The organism is Abyssibius alkaniclasticus, from assembly GCF_020447305.1.
Classification (GTDB): Bacteria; Pseudomonadota; Alphaproteobacteria; order Rhodobacterales; family Rhodobacteraceae; genus Abyssibius; species Abyssibius alkaniclasticus.
Window position 1 is genome coordinate 1,976,492 of the sequence record NZ_CP095732.1, and the last position, 15,680, is coordinate 1,992,171.

The window sequence follows — 15,680 nt, forward strand, 5'->3', positions numbered from 1 at the left end:
ATGGCTGAAGCAAAAACCTGCCGGGGGCAAATCATCAACCAGGTGGCCAAATTCGATTGCAAGGCGGACAGCGCCGCGCAGCAGCAGCAACCGCGCGCGCGTGGTGCCGCATTTCTGCGTGTGAGCGCGGGGCTTGACGGGCAAACAGGTTTGGCTGATCTGCGGCAATCCGGGTCGCTGAAACTGGTTTTTCCCCGCAGCTACAGGCGCGGCGCCGAGGCGATTATCGTCAATACCGCCGGTGGTATTACGGGCGGTGACAGGTTTTCCTTGCGCGCGGAAATCGGCCACGGGGCCAGCCTTTGCCTGACAACCCAGGCTGCCGAACGCGCCTATCGCGCCCAGCCACACGAGGTTGGAAGGCTAGAAACCCATGCCCGGCTATGCACAGGGGCGCGGCTGAACTGGCTGCCGCAGGAAATGATTATTTTCGATCACGCGGCGCTGCACCGCAGGCTTGAAGTTGACATGGCCGATGACAGCAGCCTGCTGCTGGTTGAACCGCTGGTTTTCGGGCGCGCCGCGATGCGTGAACGTCTTAACAATATCAACTTCAAGGACCGGATCGTTGTTCGGCGGAATGCCCGCCCGATCTTTGTCGATGGCATTGACCTTGCAGCCGATGCCTCGGCGCATCTGGCGCGCGCGGCAACGGGGGCGGGTGCGGGCGCAATGGCCAGCCTTGTATTTGTCGATACGAAGGCCGCAGGCCAGCTTGCGCATATTCGCAGCCTGCTGCCCGCAACGGCCGGCGCCAGCATGATCGCTGCCGATATTCTGGTGCTGCGAATGCTTGCCGCCGACAGTTTTGAGCTGCGCTGCAACCTTGTGCCGATACTCGATCATCTAACCCAAAATTCCCTGCCAGTGTCATGGAGGCTTTAGCACATGCAACTTACCCCCCGCGAAAAAGACAAACTGCTGATCGCAATGGCCGCCGAAGTGGCGCGCAAGCGGCTGTCGCGCGGCGTAAAGCTGAACTATCCCGAGGCGATTGCGCTGATTACCGATGCGGTTGTGGAAGGCGCGCGCGACGGGCGCTCGGTGGCCGATATGATGCAGGCCGGCGGGCATGTCATTACCCGCGAGCAATGTATGGATGGCATTGCCGAGATGATACAGGAGGTGCAGGTCGAGGCGACCTTTCCGGATGGCACCAAACTTGTGACCGTTCACAACCCGATCAGATGGCGCAGCGCGCAAATGGAGCAGGCCCAATGATCCCCGGTGAAATTATCGTGGCCGATGGCCAGATCCTTCTGAATGCAGGCGCGGCCACGCAAACCCTGATTGTTGCAAATACGGGTGATCGGCCGGTGCAGGTGGGCAGCCATTACCATTTTGCCGAAAGCAACCCCGCATTGGCCTTTGACCGTGGCCTTGCACGCGGAAAGCGGCTGGATATTCCGGCAGGCACCGCCGTGCGCTTCGAGCCGGGGCAACGGCGCGAGGTTACGCTTGTGGATATTGGCGGCGCGCGGCGGGTGTTCGGCTTCAATGGTCAGATCATGGGAGATTTATAGTGCCTTATGCAATTCCACGCGCACAATATGCCGCCATGTATGGCCCGACGACCGGTGACAAGGTCCGGCTTGCCGATACAGACCTGGTCATCGAGGTGGAGCAGGATTTCACGCTTTATGGCGAAGAGGTCAAATTCGGTGGCGGAAAGGTCATTCGCGACGGGATGGGCCAAAGCCAGCAGACCCGCGCAGACGGGGCTGTCGATACGGTCATAACCAATGCGCTGATCGTCGATCATTCCGGAATTTATAAAGCCGACATTGCTTTGAAAGACGGGCTGATTCACGCCATCGGCAAGGCCGGCAACCCCGATACGCAGCCCGGTGTGGATATCGTCATCGGGCCGGGCACCGAAATTATTGCAGGCGAAGGGCGCATTCTTACCGCCGGCGGCATGGATAGCCATATCCATTTCATTTGCCCCCAGCAGATGGAAGATTCGCTGCAATCGGGCGTTACCACCTGTTTTGGCGGCGGCACCGGCCCTGCACACGGGACTTTGGCAACAACCTGCACCCCCGGCCCCTGGCATATCGGGCGGATGTTGCAGGCGTTTGACGGCATTCCGATGAATATCGGCCTTTCCGGCAAGGGCAATGCCAGCCAGCCCGCCGCATTGGTTGAAATGGTCAATGCAGGCGCATGTGCGCTGAAACTGCACGAGGATTGGGGCACCACGCCGGCAGCGATAGATTGCTGCCTGTCGGTGGCCGATGACATGGATGTGCAGGTGATGATCCACACCGACACGCTTAATGAAAGCGGCTTCGTTGAACACACGATCGCGGCCATGAAGGCGCGCACGATCCATGCGTTCCATACCGAAGGTGCCGGTGGTGGCCATGCCCCCGATATTATCAAGCTCTGTGGCGAAAGCTATGTCTTGCCCTCGTCAACAAACCCGACACGGCCGTTCACGGTCAACACGCTGGAAGAGCATCTGGATATGCTCATGGTTTGCCACCATCTCGACAAATCCATTCCCGAAGACATTGCCTTTGCCGAAAGCCGTATCCGGCGCGAAACCATTGCCGCCGAGGATATTCTGCACGATATCGGCGCATTCTCGATTATCGCTTCCGACAGTCAGGCAATGGGCCGGGTGGGCGAAGTGCTGATCCGCACGTGGCAGACAGCCGACAAGATGAAAAAGCAGCGCGGCCGTTTGCCCGAAGAGCGTGGCGAGAACGACAATTTCCGGGTGCGCCGCTATATTGCAAAATACACGATCAACCCGGCCGTCGCCCAGGGGGTTTCGCATGTGCTTGGCAGTATTGCCGTGGGCAAGCGCGCCGATCTTGTGCTGTGGAACCCGGCTTTCTTCGGGGTCAAGCCGGAAATGGTTCTCATGGCGGGCACGATCGTGGTGGCGCAGATGGGTGATCCGAACGCCTCTATCCCGACGCCGCAGCCGGTATACACGCGGCCGATGTTCGGCGCTTTCGGGCGCTCGCTTGAACAGTCGAGCGTGACCTTCGTGTCAGCCGCCGCCGCTGCCAACGGTATCGGGCAAAGCCTTGGTTTGCGCAAGCAAACACTTGCCGTCACGAATACGCGCAATATTGGCAAGGCCGATATGCTGCTGAATTGCGCCCTGCCGCAGATAGAGGTTCACCCTGAAACCTACGAAGTGCGCGCCGATGGCGAATTGCTCACCTGTCAACCCGCCGAGGTCTTGCCGATGGCACAACGCTATTTCCTGTTCTGATGGCCGCGTTCATTTCACAAAAGTTGCGCCTTGCCGGCACGTGGCGTGGTGCCATCGACAGGCTCGAACTTAGCTATGACGACCGCTTCTTGCGGCGAAAGCTGCTGCGCAGCGTGGCGGGCAGGTCGGTGCTGGTCGACCTTGCACAGACCATGTCGCTTGGGCATGGCGATGCGCTGGAACTGGCAGGCGGCGAACTGGTCGAGATTTGTGCGGCAGACGAAGATTTGCTGGCGATCAGCGGCGAAAACCTGGTGCAACTGGCCTGGCATATCGGCAATCGCCATACGCCCTGCCAGATAGAGCCCGATCGGCTGCTCATTCAGCCCGACCCGGTTATCGGGCATATGCTGGCGCATCTGGGTGCAAGCGTGACACCAACCCGTCAGGCATTCAACCCCGAGGGTGGTGCCTATGGGCATGGTCGCACCCACGCCCATGCGCATGGGCATACCGCCCATGATCACTGACATTCTGACATTGTCGCAATGGTTGTCACCCAGCTTTCCGGTGGGGGCTTTCGCCTATTCGCACGGGCTGGAAACGGAAATCCAGGCGGGCAGGCTGAACAGCGCAAGCGGCCTGCAAGACTGGCTTGCCGATATTCTGGAACATGGCGCGGGCAGGTCTGATTGCATTTTGCTGCGCGCCGCTCATGCCTGTGACGATCTGGAAACGCTTGCGCATGTCGAGGCGACGGCACGGGCTTTTGCACCGGGTGCCGAACGGTTGCGCGAAACGCAACTGCAAGGCGCAGCCTTTGGCGAAACCGTTGCAGCCATCTGGACCGCGGCGCAGCCAGAGCTGAGCTATCCGGTTGCGCTGGGGCGCGCCGCGCGTCTGTGCGGCATAGACCCGTCGCTTGCGGCTGCGCTGTATTTGCAGGCTTTCGCCAGCAATCTGGTTTCTGTGGCGGTGCGCCTTGTGCCGCTTGGCCAGACCGAGGGGCAAAGGGTGCTGGCTGCGCTGGCCCCGCTTTGCCAGACCCTGGCCGCAGCCAGCAATGGCACCGGGCTTGACGATCTGAGCAGCAGCGCCTTCATGTCTGACATTGCCGCCATGCGGCATGAAACACTCAACCACAGGATATTTCGCTCATGACCCAAATGAATGGCCCGTTGCGCCTGGGCATTGGCGGCCCGGTCGGGGCTGGCAAAACCACGCTGACAGCCGCCATTGCGCGCGCCCTGCACCCAAAAATTTCGGTGGGTGTCATTACCAATGACATTTATACGCAAGAGGATGCCGAGGCGCTGATGCGTATGCAGATCCTGCCACAAGACCGCGTTATCGGTGTTGAAACCGGCGGATGCCCGCATACGGCGATCCGCGAAGATGCATCAATCAATCTGGCGGCGATTGCGGAACTGCGCAAGCGCCATAGCCCGCTTGACCTGGTCATCATCGAAAGCGGCGGCGACAACCTGTCGGCCACGTTCAGCCCGGAACTCGCCGATCTGACGATCTATGTGATCGATGTTGCCGCGGGCGAGGAGATTCCGCGCAAAGGCGGCCCGGCCATTACCAAATCCGGCCTGCTGGTCATCAACAAGACCGACCTTGCGCCCCATGTCGGCGCCTCACTCGATGTCATGCGCCGCGACAGTCTGCGAATGCGCGGCGACAAACCCTTTGTATTCAACTCGTTCCGCACCAATGAAGGGCTGGACGCCATTCTGGATTTCATCATCGTGCAAGGCGGGCTGAATGCCTGACCTCAGGCGCATTGCCCCGCAGAGCGGCCGCAAATCTGCTGCCTAAAGATCGAAGCTGCGTTTTGAAAGTTGCAGCCCGGCAATCGGCGCGCCCTCGTTCAGGCGCCAGGCTTGCAGGGTAAAGCTGCGCTGGCCGGCCTGGTGCATCGGGTCGGCTTCGGCCAGGGCGCGGGCGGCTGCAAGGTCGGTGGCGGCATAGATGATAAGCCCTGCACCCGACATTTCTGTGCCGCTGGCATTGGATAACGGGCCTGCCAGAAAAAGCTCGCCGCGCGCTTCGAGCTTTTGTTGATAGGCCAGATGTGCGGCCAGCAGTTCGGGCGCTGGCGGGCCGTCTTTGGCGGGGCTGGTCATGCAGGCGAAAACCTGTTTGGCCAGCGCGCCGCGCTTGCGGCAGATATCTCCATATGCGTTCCAGTCCATCAGCTTGCTCCTGTAAAATTGCGCCTAAGCTCGTTCTTTTGCACCTTGCCCATTGTGTTGCGCGGCAGCTCGGGCAGGAAATGCAGGCTGCGCGGGGTTTTGAAACGCGCCAGATTGGGCGCAAGCGCGGCAAGAATCGCCTCGGCATCGGCGGTTGCGCCGGGCCTAAGCACAATCGCTGCGGCCACGGCTTCGCCCAGATCGGGGTGGGGAATGCCGAACACCGCGCTTTCCAGAACCCCGGGCAGCGCATCGATCAGGGTTTCAATCTCTTTGGGATAGATGTTGAACCCGCCGGATATGACCAGATCTTTTTCGCGGCCCACGATAGAGAGGTAGCCATCGGCATCGATCTGGCCAAGATCGCCGGTGATGAACCAGCCATCGGGCGCAAAGGTTTCGGCGGTTTTTTCGGGGTTGCGCCAATAGCCGGGGGTGACATTGGGGCCGGTCACTTCGATTGCGCCGATCCCCTGATCGTCGGGTCGGGCCAGACGCAGCGAAACCCCCGCAAGCGGCTTGCCAACCGTGCCCGCCTTGCGCGCGCCGGCATAGGGGTTCGAGGTGATCATATTGGTTTCGGTCATGCCATAACGTTCCAGAATGGCATGGCCGGTGCGCGCTTGAAACGCGGCATGGGTTTCGGCCAGAAGCGGGGCCGAGCCGGAAATGACAAGCCGCATATGCGCCATTGCGGCGCGCTCGAAACGGTCATCGCCAAGCATACGGGTGTAGAAGGTCGGCACGCCCATCATTGTGGTGGCACGCGGCAGGGCCGCTGCGATATCGCCAAGGTCGAAGGCGGGCAGAAAGATCATATCTGCGCCAGCGGCCAGCGTGATATTGGTCGCCACGAACAGCCCGTGAGTATGGAAAATCGGCAGGGCATGAATGAGCGTATCGCTAGGTTGATAATGCCATTCCGCTTGCAGCGCACGCGCATTCGAGATGAGGTTTTCATGCGTGAGCATGGCACCTTTGGAGCGGCCCGTCGTGCCCGATGTATACAGGATTGCTGCCAGATCATCGGGCTTGCGCGGGCAGGGGGGCAGGGGCGCGAGGCTGGTTTCGGTCAGATCAGACGGGCTGGCCAGCGGCACATTGCGCGCTTGTGCAACGCCGCGCGCGGCCTGGGTTGAGGCATCGAGGATAAGCAGGGCCGGTGCGGCATCGTCCAGAAAGTAATCAATCTCGGCCGGGGTGTAGCCGGTGTTCAGCGGCACGAAAACGCCACCCGCAAAGACGGTGGCCAGATACAGGATCAGCCCTTCGGGGGCTTTGGCGATCTGGCACAAAACCCGGTCGCCCGGTTTGACGCCCTGTGCGGCAAGTGCTGCGGCGGTGCGCGCCACTTTTGCCCGCAGCGCCCCATAGCTTATCGTCTCGCCATCGAGCGTGCTTAGAAACGGCGCCTCATCGGGCTGCGCGCTGAGCAGCGCGTGGTGCAAGGGGTTCATGGTCATGCGGTGGTGGCTCCTTTGGTGGTGAGGCGGCTGCGCACGGCGCGGGCGGAGGCAATTTCGCCCGAGGCGGCAAAGGCCTCGTGCCGCGTTTCAACCTTGTCCAGATCATAAAGATAATTGACCATAAGCCCGTGGCTTTGTGCCAGCCCCTTTGGTGAAAGATCGGCACCCGCATTCAGCCGGTGCAATTCGGCGCCATTGCCAAGGTGGAACCGCGCAACCGGGTCAAGCGGGCGGCCGGCAGTATCCTTGGCGGTAAGCAGGTAATCGGCGGCCGCGCCCAGCAGGGCATTCGCATCTTTGGCCAGTGTTTCGGGCTTCAATCCTTGCGCCTCTGTCCAGCGATGCAGGCCGGGCACGGGTGACAATGTTGCGAACATCCGCAGGCCGGGCAGTTCCGATTTCAGATCACCGGCAACCTGCTTGATCAGGAATGCGCCAAAGGACACCCCGGCCAGGCCGGCCTGACAGTTGGAAATTGAATAGAAAATTGCGCTATCAGCCTCTTCGGGGGGCAGGACCGGGCGCGGCACGTCCAAAATGTCATGAATGGCGCTGGCAAGGCCCTTGGTCAGCGCCACCTCGACGAAAATCAGCGGCTCATCCGGCAATGCGGGGTGAAAAAAGGCAAAACACCGCCTGTCGGGCGAAGCAACGCGCTGGCGCAGATCGTCCCAGGTGTCGATGGCGTGAACGGCCTCATAGGCGATGATTTTTTCAAGAACGGCGGCGGGGGTCTGCCAGTCGATCCGTGCGGGCACCAGAAAACCGCGGTTGAACCAGCTTCGCAGCAGGTGGCGCATATCGGTATCGATCGGCGCAAGGCTGGGGTCTTTGCGCAGGGTCAGCAGCAGGCGGCGGCGGAATTCGACCAGCCGCGCCGTGCCGCGCGGGGCGGCGTTCAGGCGGCGAAACAGTTCCTGTCGGGGCGGCTCTGCGGCGTCTTGCAAGGCTTTGAGCGCAGCGGGGGCTTTCGCTTTCACCGCACTTGCAGCGGCGATAATCGCGTCGGTATCAACCTCGAACTGGTCACGCAACGCGATGCACAGCGCAGCAAAGCCATCATCGTCCAGCCCTTCGATCAGCGTCAGCACGCGGTCGGCTATCGCAAGGCCCGAAACCTCGCCGCGCGTTGTCAGCAGCAGGCGGCTGAGCGCGACAGGGTCATCCTGCGCGCGGCTCAGCCCGTCGCCCCAAAGCCGGTTCAGCGTTGCGGGGCCAAGGACATTGCGCAGAATCCAGGAAAATGAATTGTCTTTTGGCATCGACGCGCTCCGCTTGCTTCGATGCCATGATAAAAAATCGATTTTAATTTGACAACTCGTTTTATTTGGGGAATCTTGTTGGCAACACGAAAGGGACGAATCCATGAAATTGTTAACTGGCATTGCACCCGGTCAGGGCAAACCCCAGGTTTTTGCGGTGATCGACGCGCGCGCTGTGGTGTTGGGCGATGGTGATCTGGCTGAAATCATTGCCACCAACGCCGCCAATGGCAGCCTGCCCAGCCCCAAGCCAGACGCGCCCAGCTATGATGTGGCGCAAATTACACCTTCGCTGGTTCTGGGGCGACCGGGCAAAATTGTTTGCCTTGGGTTGAACTATGCCGAACATGCGCGCGAAGGCGGCTATGCCGTGCCGGATTACCCTGCCATGTTCTTGCGCGCCGCAACCTCGATGATTGCCGCCGAAGCGCCGATGATCCTGCCCAATGCCTCGGTTACGTTTGACTACGAGGCCGAGTTGATGGTGATTATCGGCAAGGGCGGCCGCCATATTGCGGCAGAAAACGCGCTGGAGCATGTGTTTGGCTATTCCACCTTCAACGATGGGTCGGTGCGCGAATACCAGCGCAAAACCCACCAATGGACGGCGGGCAAGAATTTTGACGGCACAGGCGCGGTTGGCCCCTATGTTGTAACCCCGGACGAGGTGCCAGCGGGCGCTGCCGGTTTGCAGATCAGCACCAGGCTGAATGGCCGTGTGCTGCAAAACAGCAATACATCCGACATGATTTTCCCCGTTGCGCGCACCATTGCGATCGTGTCGGAAATCATGACGCTAGAGCCGGGCGACATGATTGCTTTTGGCACGCCGCCGGGTGTGGGCCATGCGCGCGATCCGCAGGTCTGGATGAAGGCGGGCGATGTGGTCGAGGTTGAGATCGAGGGCATCGGCATTTGCCGCAACCCGATTGTGGCCGAGAATGACCAGCAGGTGGCTGCACAATGACATTGCAGCCCCGACAAGATGCACGCGCGCTGGCGCAGGCCGATATCCGGGCCTTGCGCGCGGAATGCGCACAGCTAGATCAGGCCGGGCTCGACCTTATTCTTACGCGGGCGCGTTCGCATTATGCCTGGAGCGACCGCGACGTAAGCGATGAGCAGCTTCGCCGCCTTTACGACATTACCCGGCAGGGCGCGACCAGCATGAATTGCAGCCCGGCGCGCTTTGTGTTTGTGCGCAGCCCCGAGGGCAAGGAAAAGCTGGCAAAAGCCCTCAAGCCCAAGAATGTGCCAAAGCTGATGGGCGCGCCTGTTACGGTGATCATCGCCGAAGATCTGAATTTTTGGGAGCGGCTGGACTATCTGTTCCCGCATGAAGACCGCAAGCACCTGTTTCGCGGCAAGGATGACTATATTTCGGAGACGGCGGCACGAAATGCAACATTGCAAGGCGGCTATATGATGATTGCCGCCCGCGCGATGGGGCTGGATTGCGGCCCGATGTCGGGCTTTAGCAACGCCGTTGTTGATGAGATGTTTTTTGCGGGCACGAGCTTGCGTTCCAACTTTCTGCTGAATCTCGGCTATGCTGATGAATCGGCCGTGTTTCCAAAATTGCCCAGGCTGCCGTTTGAGGAGGCGTGCAGCTTTTCATAGGTCTGCAAGGCCCGGGATCGGGCGGCGCAGACATCATAACTGGATCGGGAGGACCAGACCATGACACTGAAACTCAATCGACGCACAGTCCTGGCGGGCACGGCATCGGCGGCGGCGCTGAGTATGCTCGCAACACCCATGCTGGCCCAGGGCCGCACGGTTACGGTGATTGACGGCTACCCAGACCGCTCGATGTGGCTGCAAGAGCTTTCAAACTACTTTTTGCCGGAAGTGAACCGCCGCCTGGAAGCCGCCGGGCTTGAGGCCATGAACTTTCAGGAAAGCTATGGCGGCTCCATCGTCAACCCGCGCGGCGTCATGGAAGGTCTGCGCCTCGGGCTGGGCGATATGGGGATCGTGACCACGATTTTCCACGCCTCTGAACTGCCAAGCCAGGCAATTGCGGCGGTCACGCCGTTCATTTCATCCGATGCCCGGATCGTGGCGCGCGCGATTGATGAAATCGCCGCAGAATTTCCGGATATGGTGGCGGAATTTGCCGCGGAAAACCAGGTGTATCTTGCAACCGGCGTGGTGCTGGATACCTATCAGATTTTTGCGAACCGGCCGCTGAATTCATTGGAAGATCTGAAAGACCTCAAGGTTGCCGGGGCCGGGTATAACCTGCGCTATCTTGAAGGGATCGAGGGTGCGGTTGGTGTGCGCGGCGGTCTGACCGACTTTTACAACATGGTCCAGACCGGCGTGACCGAAGCGGCCATGCTCTGGCCCGAGGCGGCAAACACCTTCGCCATTGCCGAGGTTGCACCCTATATGCTGCGCGCCAATCTGGGTGCGGTGAACACAAAATCGCTGACGGTGAATGCCGATTTCTGGGCAACGCTAAGCCCCGAAGTGCAGGCCATTTTGCGCGAAGTGGCGGTAGAGTATCGTGACCGGCTTGCAGAAGTCGCTATGGAAACCGCCGCAAGCTCCGAGGCGGCCTATGTCGCCGCGGGTGGCACGATTGCCGATCTGTCCGATGAAGACCGCGCGGCCTGGGCGGCGGCAATGCCGAATATCGCACAGGAATGGGCCGCCGGGCTGGATGCGGCCGGCAAGAACGGCTCGGCCATGCTGTCGGCCTATATCGGCAAGCTGATCGCGGCGGGCGAGACCCCGGCGCGCAACTGGGCGACCGAGGCTTAACCGGTGCCCGCAACTTTTACCCGCGCCGTCAATGCGGTGGCGCGGGGCTTGTCCCTAGTTGCCAAAATCGCCAATGCCACCGGCACGCTGGTTGTTCTGGCGCTTGTCGTGCTGATCAACAGCGATGTTGTGGCGCGCAACCTGTTCAATGACCCTTTCGAGGGCACCTATGAACTGGTGCAGTTTCTGATGGTGATGATCGTCTTTTTGCAATTGCCCGACGTGATCCGCATCAACCGGCTGACCCGGTCCGACGGTTTGCTGGCGGTTCTGGCCGAAAGGCGGCCCGAGATTGCCCGGTTCTTCGCGCGGCTGATTGATGCCATATCGTCTGTATTCATGGCGCTGATCGCAATCGCGGTTTGGCCGGAATTCCTGCGCTCGTGGGACTCCGGTTCGTTCATGGGCACGCCGGGTATCTTCACCGCGCCGAACTGGCCGATTCACCTGGCCATATTCTGTTCATGCGTGCTTGCCGCGCTCATCTTCTTGGCCAAGGCCATTACCGGAAAGCGGCGCCCGGAACGCCTGCATTTGGAGGAATCGGGCGCATGAGTCCCTTTGAAATTGGCCTGATCTCTGTCGTGGCTATGGTGCTGATGATCTATCTTGGGGTCTATATCCCCATCGCGCTGGGCGTTGTGTCTTTCGTGACGATCTGGATCATCCGCGACAATATCACCCTGCCAATGGCGCTGCTGAAAGTGGCGGTTGGCGATAGTGTGAAACAATATTCCTTTGCAACCATTCCCCTGTTCACCTTCATGGGGCTGATCGTGTCCAGGGCGGGCCTGGGTGAAGATGTCTACAAGGTCATGAACACGCTGTTTCATCGTGTGTTGGGCGGGGTTGGCATGGCCACGGTGGGCGCGAATGCGCTGTTTGCGGCAGTTACCGGCAGTTCCATCGCCTCGGCCTCGGTGTTTACCAAGGTTGCCGTGCCCGAAATGATGAAGCTCAACTACAACAAGCGTTTTGCGGTTGGGGTTGTTGCCGGCTCGTCGGTTCTGGGCATGATCATCCCGCCCTCGGCCATGCTGATCATCTATGCGATTGTTGCCGAACAATCGGTCGGGCATATGTTTCTGGCCGGTATCATCCCCGGCATTCTGCTTTCAGCCGCCTATATTGCCGCGATTTTCATCATGGCGAAATTCTGGCCGAATTTTGTGGTGAATGGCGGCAAGATGGCTGCGCAGGAAAGCCGCGAATTGCTGAGCGCCGGGCAACTTGTGCTTTTGTGCCTGCCGCTGGTCGGGCTGGTGCTGACCGTGCTGGGCGGCATTTATACCGGCTGGCTTACGCCTGTTGAGGCAGGTGCTGCCGGGGCGGCTTTGGGGCTGCTCCTGGCCGTGGGGCGGCGCAAGATCAACCTGAAAGGGTTCTGGAACGCGCTGTTGGAAACCGGGCATATCACGGCCTCGATCCTGTTTCTGATCACGGCGGCCTCGATTTACAGCCGTATGCTTGGCATTGCGGGCATTCCCAATGCGCTGGGCGACTTTCTTGAAACCTATCAGCTGGGCTTTGCCGCCGTTATGGTCATGCTGGTTGTGCTGATGCTGTTTCTGGGCACTTTGCTTGACACAGCCTCGATCATTCTGATTGTTGTGCCGCTGTTCCTGCCGATCGTAGAGCCGCTGGGCGTGAGCCTTGTGTGGTTTGGCATCATCGTGGTGATCGGCGCTGAAATCGGCCTGCTCACCCCACCGCTTGGCATTTCCTGTTTCGTGATCAAAAGCACAATCGATGACCCGAATGTCACGCTGAAAGACGTGTTCATGGGGGCGCTGCCCTTTGCGGGCGTCATGCTGGCGGTGCTGCTTATCCTGATCGAATTCCCGGTCCTGTCTACGGCCCTGTTGCCCTGATCCAATTGAAGAAGGAGGTTCGCAATGCGCACCGTTGCCCCCGAAACCCTGACCGACATGCTTCTGTCGCTGTCCGGCCCCGATACAGACCCGCGCGTGCAGGAAGTGCTGTCGGCCCTGGTGCGCCATTTGCACAGCTTTGCCAAAGAGGTGGGGCTTACCCATGACGAATGGCGCAAGGGGCTGGAATTGCTCACGCGGGCTGGCGAAATTTCGGATGGCGAACGCAACGAGTTTGTGCTGTTTTCCGATGTGCTGGGGCTAAGCTCGCTCGTCGATATGATCAACTCTCCCAAAGGCTGCACCAGTTCTTCGGTGCTTGGCCCGTTCCATATTCTGGGCGCACCACCGCTGCCGGTGGGGGGCGATATGATTGGCGATAACGAAGGCCCGCAAGTGGTGGTGCAGGGCCATGTGCGCGACCAGAACGGCGCGCCGATTGCCGGTGCGGTGATCGAGCTGTGGCAAACCGCCGATAACGGGCTTTATTCGGGGCAAGACCCTGAACAGCCCGAATATAACCTGCGCCTTGCCATGACCACGGGTGCCGATGGGCGCTATGCCGTATCCACCATTCGCCCCGCGCCCTATATGGTGCCCACCGACGGGCCGGCAGGCGACATTCTGAACGCAACGGGCCGCCATGCCTGGCGCCCGTCGCATTTGCATTTCATTGTGCAGGCGCCCGGTTATCGCAGCCTGGTGACCGAGGTCTTCCCCAGCGATGACCCCTATCTGGACGAGGATGCCGTGTTTGGCGTGCGCAGCGATCTGGTGATGGAATACAAGCCCGGCGAGCGCGCATCGCTTGCGCCCGACATAGCGGCGCGCGACCGGCTGGATGATGATTTCAGCCTGGTGGATTTTGACTTTGTGCTGCCGCCCGCCTAGCGGCTATTGTGCCGCGCGCATGGTCGCGTCATTGGCGCGGCCCTTGCTTTCCTGCTCGGCCAGGGTCTTGAACAGGAACTCGCCGGTTTTGCGGTAATGGTCGTTCAGCAGGGCAACGGCATGGTCGGCATCGCGCGCCAATGCCGCCTCGGCAAGTTTTGAATGCTCGTCGGTGATCTGGCGCTCGGGATAGGCCACAAGCCGCGCCACATTGCGATAGCGCACCGCCAGATCGTAGAGCTGGGCGCAGAAATTCAGCAGATACCCCGAAGGGCAGGCGGCAATAAGGGCTGCATGAAACTCGCGATGCGCAGCCTCCCAAGGGCCGGGGTTGCTTAGCCGGTCAAGCGCGTTCAGCCGGTAGCCCAGCATCACGATGTTTTCTTCCCAGCGCGCCCCGCCTTGCGCAATGGCTTCGGCCAGCGCCATGCCTTCAACCCTGCAGCGTGTATCAAGCAGAATGGCAAAGTCTTCCGAACTGATTGCCGGCGCCCAGAAGCCGCGTTGCTCGTTGCGCACGACGAGCTGTTCCGATGACAGGATGCTCAGCGCCTCGCGCACGGGGCTTGCCCCCATTTCGAGCTTTTCGCGCAGCGCATCTATCTGGATCCGCGCGCCGGGCTGCAACTCGCCGGACAACACCATATCGCGGATACGATGATGCGCCCGCGATGTCAGGGAACGGTGTTCATCCATGTCCGGCCTCCGCTGCCGATTTTGCGTGTTGCGCAATTTCGCCAAATAAATCGATTTCTTGCAGAATATACGAAAAAACGGGCGTCGCACAAGGATTGATGCGCATGTTCGGCAATTTCACCGCGCAGATAGTTTGCGCGCGTAAAATATTTTTTTACATCCGCCGCTGGGTTTGTATAGTCTTTTACAAAAGTAGAAACTTACAAAATTGACGTAGGAACGATATGAGCAACGATTTGGCGGGCGGCACAATCCGCACAATGGATGATTTCGCCACGGTAAGCGGCATTTCACGCCCGACATTGTCGAAATATTTCAACGATCCGCAAAGCGTGCGCCGGTCGACCCGCGCGCGTATCGAGGCGGCGCTGGAGCGTTATGACTATCGGCCCAATATCTATGCGATGAACCAGAACCGGCGGCTGACCAAGAATATCGGCATTGTCGTGCCCTATATGGCCGACCCGTTTTTTGCCGAGATTGCGCGCAATGTCGAAAGTCTGGTGATTGGCGCGGGGTTTCAGCCGGTTTTGCTGGGCTCGCATGGCAGCCCTGAACAGGAAATCGAGAATCTGAACAACTTGCGGCTGGTCAAACCGGCGGGGGTTTTGCTGGCCCCGCTGGGCCGCGCATCCGATGCCGGGCGGATTGCCGCCTTCTGCGATGAGGTGCCAACCGTTACCTTTGATGCAAATATCGAGGGGATTGGCGCGGCTTTCGTGGGTTCGGACAATGCGCAAAGCGTGGGGCTGATCGTGGACTATCTGTGCCGCAGCGGCGAGCCGCCCGCGTTTTTTGAAATGGAAACCCCCGCCAACCCCAATGCGAACAAGCGGCGCAAGGCCTATATTGCCGCGATGGAGCGGCTGGGACTGGCGCCGCAGCTGATGCTGGCCAAGGGCACCGGCTGGGATTTTGAGGAAATCGGCTTTCGCGAAGGCAGTCGCCTGCTGAAAGCGGGCAACCTGCCGAGCAAGACAATCCTGTGCAGCAATGACCGGCTGGCCATTGGCGTGCTTTCTGCCGCCTTCGAGGCAGGTTTGAAAGTGGGCATCGGGCCGGATTGCGATTTGCGCGTGGCCGGGCATGATGACCATCCGTTCTCGCGCTATACCTGCCCGACGCTGACCACCGTGGCGCAGGATTATGCGGCAATCGCCCAGACAAGTGCGCGGATTCTCTTTGACATGATTGATTCGGGCGCACGGCCCGGAATGCGAAAATCTGAATTGTTCGATGGCAAGCTGGTGCTGCGACGTTCGGCGTAACATATTGTTAATATATAGCAATATTCAAAAAGTTTACGCGCGACAAAATTTAATTGACGCGCGCCATGCATAGCAGCTATGCTCTGG

18 protein-coding genes are annotated in these 15,680 nt (G+C 60.0%); 14 read left to right on the forward strand and 4 right to left on the reverse strand.

The window, feature by feature from the left end; all coding sequences use genetic code 11:
- Genes LGT41_RS09875 through ureG form a run of 7 tightly spaced genes read left to right on the forward strand, consistent with a single transcriptional unit; the run spans position 1 to position 4,947 of the window.
- The gene (locus tag LGT41_RS09875) at positions 1 to 885 is read left to right on the forward strand and encodes an urease accessory protein UreD (RefSeq protein ID WP_274126712.1); all 885 of its coding nucleotides are present in this window, start codon (positions 1 to 3) and stop codon (positions 883 to 885) included.
- Between the two features lie 3 nt (positions 886 to 888).
- Positions 889 to 1,221 (forward strand): urease subunit gamma, encoded by a 333-nt coding sequence (locus LGT41_RS09880; protein WP_274126713.1) that lies wholly within the window; start codon positions 889 to 891, stop codon positions 1,219 to 1,221.
- The gene (locus LGT41_RS09885) at positions 1,218 to 1,523 is read left to right on the forward strand and encodes an urease subunit beta (RefSeq protein WP_274126714.1); all 306 of its coding nucleotides are present in this window, start codon (positions 1,218 to 1,220) and stop codon (positions 1,521 to 1,523) included. The genes LGT41_RS09880 and LGT41_RS09885 overlap by 4 nt, the downstream gene beginning before the upstream one ends.
- Positions 1,523 to 3,232: an urease subunit alpha gene (gene ureC, locus LGT41_RS09890; RefSeq protein WP_274126715.1), complete on the forward strand. Its 1,710-nt coding sequence runs from the start codon at positions 1,523 to 1,525 to the stop codon at positions 3,230 to 3,232. The genes LGT41_RS09885 and ureC overlap by 1 nt, the downstream gene beginning before the upstream one ends.
- Positions 3,232 to 3,702, forward strand: a complete 471-nt coding sequence (locus LGT41_RS09895) for an urease accessory protein UreE (protein WP_274126716.1) — start codon at positions 3,232 to 3,234, stop codon at positions 3,700 to 3,702. The genes ureC and LGT41_RS09895 overlap by 1 nt, the downstream gene beginning before the upstream one ends.
- Positions 3,692 to 4,333: an urease accessory protein UreF gene (locus tag LGT41_RS09900; RefSeq protein ID WP_274126717.1), complete on the forward strand. Its 642-nt coding sequence runs from the start codon at positions 3,692 to 3,694 to the stop codon at positions 4,331 to 4,333. The genes LGT41_RS09895 and LGT41_RS09900 overlap by 11 nt, the downstream gene beginning before the upstream one ends.
- Positions 4,330 to 4,947 (forward strand): urease accessory protein UreG, encoded by a 618-nt coding sequence (ureG, locus tag LGT41_RS09905; protein WP_274126718.1) that lies wholly within the window; start codon positions 4,330 to 4,332, stop codon positions 4,945 to 4,947. The genes LGT41_RS09900 and ureG overlap by 4 nt, the downstream gene beginning before the upstream one ends.
- Before the next feature lie 42 nt (positions 4,948 to 4,989).
- On the opposite strand, the gene LGT41_RS09910 is transcribed toward ureG, so the two are convergent.
- Genes LGT41_RS09910 through LGT41_RS09920 form a run of 3 tightly spaced genes read right to left on the reverse strand, consistent with a single transcriptional unit; the run spans position 4,990 to position 8,098 of the window.
- Positions 4,990 to 5,370, reverse strand: coding sequence for a YciI family protein (locus LGT41_RS09910; RefSeq protein WP_274126719.1), 381 nt, complete (start codon positions 5,368 to 5,370; stop codon positions 4,990 to 4,992).
- Positions 5,370 to 6,833: an AMP-binding protein gene (locus LGT41_RS09915; protein WP_274126720.1), complete on the reverse strand. Its 1,464-nt coding sequence runs from the start codon at positions 6,831 to 6,833 to the stop codon at positions 5,370 to 5,372. The genes LGT41_RS09910 and LGT41_RS09915 overlap by 1 nt, the downstream gene beginning before the upstream one ends.
- Positions 6,830 to 8,098 (reverse strand): malonyl-CoA decarboxylase domain-containing protein, encoded by a 1,269-nt coding sequence (locus tag LGT41_RS09920; protein ID WP_274126721.1) that lies wholly within the window; start codon positions 8,096 to 8,098, stop codon positions 6,830 to 6,832. Before LGT41_RS09920 ends, LGT41_RS09915 begins: the two co-directional genes overlap by 4 nt.
- Before the next feature lie 103 nt (positions 8,099 to 8,201).
- Here LGT41_RS09920 and LGT41_RS09925 point away from each other — a divergent pair, with 103 nt between their 5' ends.
- Genes LGT41_RS09925 through LGT41_RS09950 form a run of 6 tightly spaced genes read left to right on the forward strand, consistent with a single transcriptional unit; the run spans position 8,202 to position 13,629 of the window.
- Complete coding sequence (locus tag LGT41_RS09925; RefSeq protein WP_274126722.1) at positions 8,202 to 9,065, forward strand: fumarylacetoacetate hydrolase family protein; 864 nt, start codon at positions 8,202 to 8,204, stop codon at positions 9,063 to 9,065.
- Positions 9,062 to 9,718 carry a malonic semialdehyde reductase gene (locus LGT41_RS09930; RefSeq protein WP_274126723.1) on the forward strand — a complete coding sequence of 219 codons (657 nt, stop codon included), beginning with the start codon at positions 9,062 to 9,064 and terminating at the stop codon, positions 9,716 to 9,718. The genes LGT41_RS09925 and LGT41_RS09930 overlap by 4 nt, the downstream gene beginning before the upstream one ends.
- A gap of 60 nt (positions 9,719 to 9,778) precedes the next feature.
- Complete coding sequence (locus LGT41_RS09935; protein ID WP_274126724.1) at positions 9,779 to 10,867, forward strand: C4-dicarboxylate TRAP transporter substrate-binding protein; 1,089 nt, start codon at positions 9,779 to 9,781, stop codon at positions 10,865 to 10,867.
- A gap of 48 nt (positions 10,868 to 10,915) precedes the next feature.
- Positions 10,916 to 11,422 carry a TRAP transporter small permease subunit gene (locus tag LGT41_RS09940; protein WP_274126725.1) on the forward strand — a complete coding sequence of 169 codons (507 nt, stop codon included), beginning with the start codon at positions 10,916 to 10,918 and terminating at the stop codon, positions 11,420 to 11,422.
- Positions 11,419 to 12,738, forward strand: coding sequence for a TRAP transporter large permease (locus tag LGT41_RS09945; protein ID WP_274126726.1), 1,320 nt, complete (start codon positions 11,419 to 11,421; stop codon positions 12,736 to 12,738). Before LGT41_RS09940 ends, LGT41_RS09945 begins: the two co-directional genes overlap by 4 nt.
- A 24-nt stretch (positions 12,739 to 12,762) precedes the next feature.
- Positions 12,763 to 13,629: a dioxygenase family protein gene (locus LGT41_RS09950; protein ID WP_274126727.1), complete on the forward strand. Its 867-nt coding sequence runs from the start codon at positions 12,763 to 12,765 to the stop codon at positions 13,627 to 13,629.
- Between the two features lie 3 nt (positions 13,630 to 13,632).
- Here the strand turns inward: LGT41_RS09950 and LGT41_RS09955 are convergent, their stop codons facing one another.
- Positions 13,633 to 14,325 carry a GntR family transcriptional regulator gene (locus tag LGT41_RS09955; RefSeq protein WP_274126728.1) on the reverse strand — a complete coding sequence of 231 codons (693 nt, stop codon included), beginning with the start codon at positions 14,323 to 14,325 and terminating at the stop codon, positions 13,633 to 13,635.
- A 224-nt stretch (positions 14,326 to 14,549) separates the two neighbouring features.
- On the opposite strand from LGT41_RS09955, the gene LGT41_RS09960 reads away from it, so the two are divergent.
- A complete protein-coding gene (locus LGT41_RS09960) occupies positions 14,550 to 15,593 on the forward strand; it encodes a LacI family DNA-binding transcriptional regulator (protein WP_420720180.1) in 1,044 nt (347 codons plus the stop codon).
- The last annotated feature ends 87 nt before the right edge of the window (positions 15,594 to 15,680 follow it).

What these genes read in the sequence shown, in the direction of transcription:
- LGT41_RS09930 (WP_274126723.1), top strand. Translation starts at nt 9,062, where the DNA reads ATGACATTGCAGCCCCGACAAGATGCACGCGCGCTGGCGCAGGCCGAT.
- LGT41_RS09945 (WP_274126726.1), top strand. Translation starts at nt 11,419, where the DNA reads ATGAGTCCCTTTGAAATTGGCCTGATCTCTGTCGTGGCTATGGTGCTG.
- LGT41_RS09915 (WP_274126720.1), bottom strand. Translation starts at nt 6,833, where the DNA reads ATGACCATGAACCCCTTGCACCACGCGCTGCTCAGCGCGCAGCCCGAT.
- LGT41_RS09885 (WP_274126714.1), top strand. Translation starts at nt 1,218, where the DNA reads ATGATCCCCGGTGAAATTATCGTGGCCGATGGCCAGATCCTTCTGAAT.
- LGT41_RS09900 (WP_274126717.1), top strand. Translation starts at nt 3,692, where the DNA reads ATGATCACTGACATTCTGACATTGTCGCAATGGTTGTCACCCAGCTTT.
- LGT41_RS09910 (WP_274126719.1), bottom strand. Translation starts at nt 5,370, where the DNA reads ATGGACTGGAACGCATATGGAGATATCTGCCGCAAGCGCGGCGCGCTG.
- LGT41_RS09895 (WP_274126716.1), top strand. Translation starts at nt 3,232, where the DNA reads ATGGCCGCGTTCATTTCACAAAAGTTGCGCCTTGCCGGCACGTGGCGT.
- LGT41_RS09950 (WP_274126727.1), top strand. Translation starts at nt 12,763, where the DNA reads ATGCGCACCGTTGCCCCCGAAACCCTGACCGACATGCTTCTGTCGCTG.
- LGT41_RS09925 (WP_274126722.1), top strand. Translation starts at nt 8,202, where the DNA reads ATGAAATTGTTAACTGGCATTGCACCCGGTCAGGGCAAACCCCAGGTT.
- LGT41_RS09920 (WP_274126721.1), bottom strand. Translation starts at nt 8,098, where the DNA reads ATGCCAAAAGACAATTCATTTTCCTGGATTCTGCGCAATGTCCTTGGC.
- LGT41_RS09935 (WP_274126724.1), top strand. Translation starts at nt 9,779, where the DNA reads ATGACACTGAAACTCAATCGACGCACAGTCCTGGCGGGCACGGCATCG.
- LGT41_RS09955 (WP_274126728.1), bottom strand. Translation starts at nt 14,325, where the DNA reads ATGGATGAACACCGTTCCCTGACATCGCGGGCGCATCATCGTATCCGC.
- LGT41_RS09880 (WP_274126713.1), top strand. Translation starts at nt 889, where the DNA reads ATGCAACTTACCCCCCGCGAAAAAGACAAACTGCTGATCGCAATGGCC.
- ureG (WP_274126718.1), top strand. Translation starts at nt 4,330, where the DNA reads ATGACCCAAATGAATGGCCCGTTGCGCCTGGGCATTGGCGGCCCGGTC.
- LGT41_RS09875 (WP_274126712.1), top strand. Translation starts at nt 1, where the DNA reads ATGGCTGAAGCAAAAACCTGCCGGGGGCAAATCATCAACCAGGTGGCC.
- LGT41_RS09960 (WP_420720180.1), top strand. Translation starts at nt 14,550, where the DNA reads ATGAGCAACGATTTGGCGGGCGGCACAATCCGCACAATGGATGATTTC.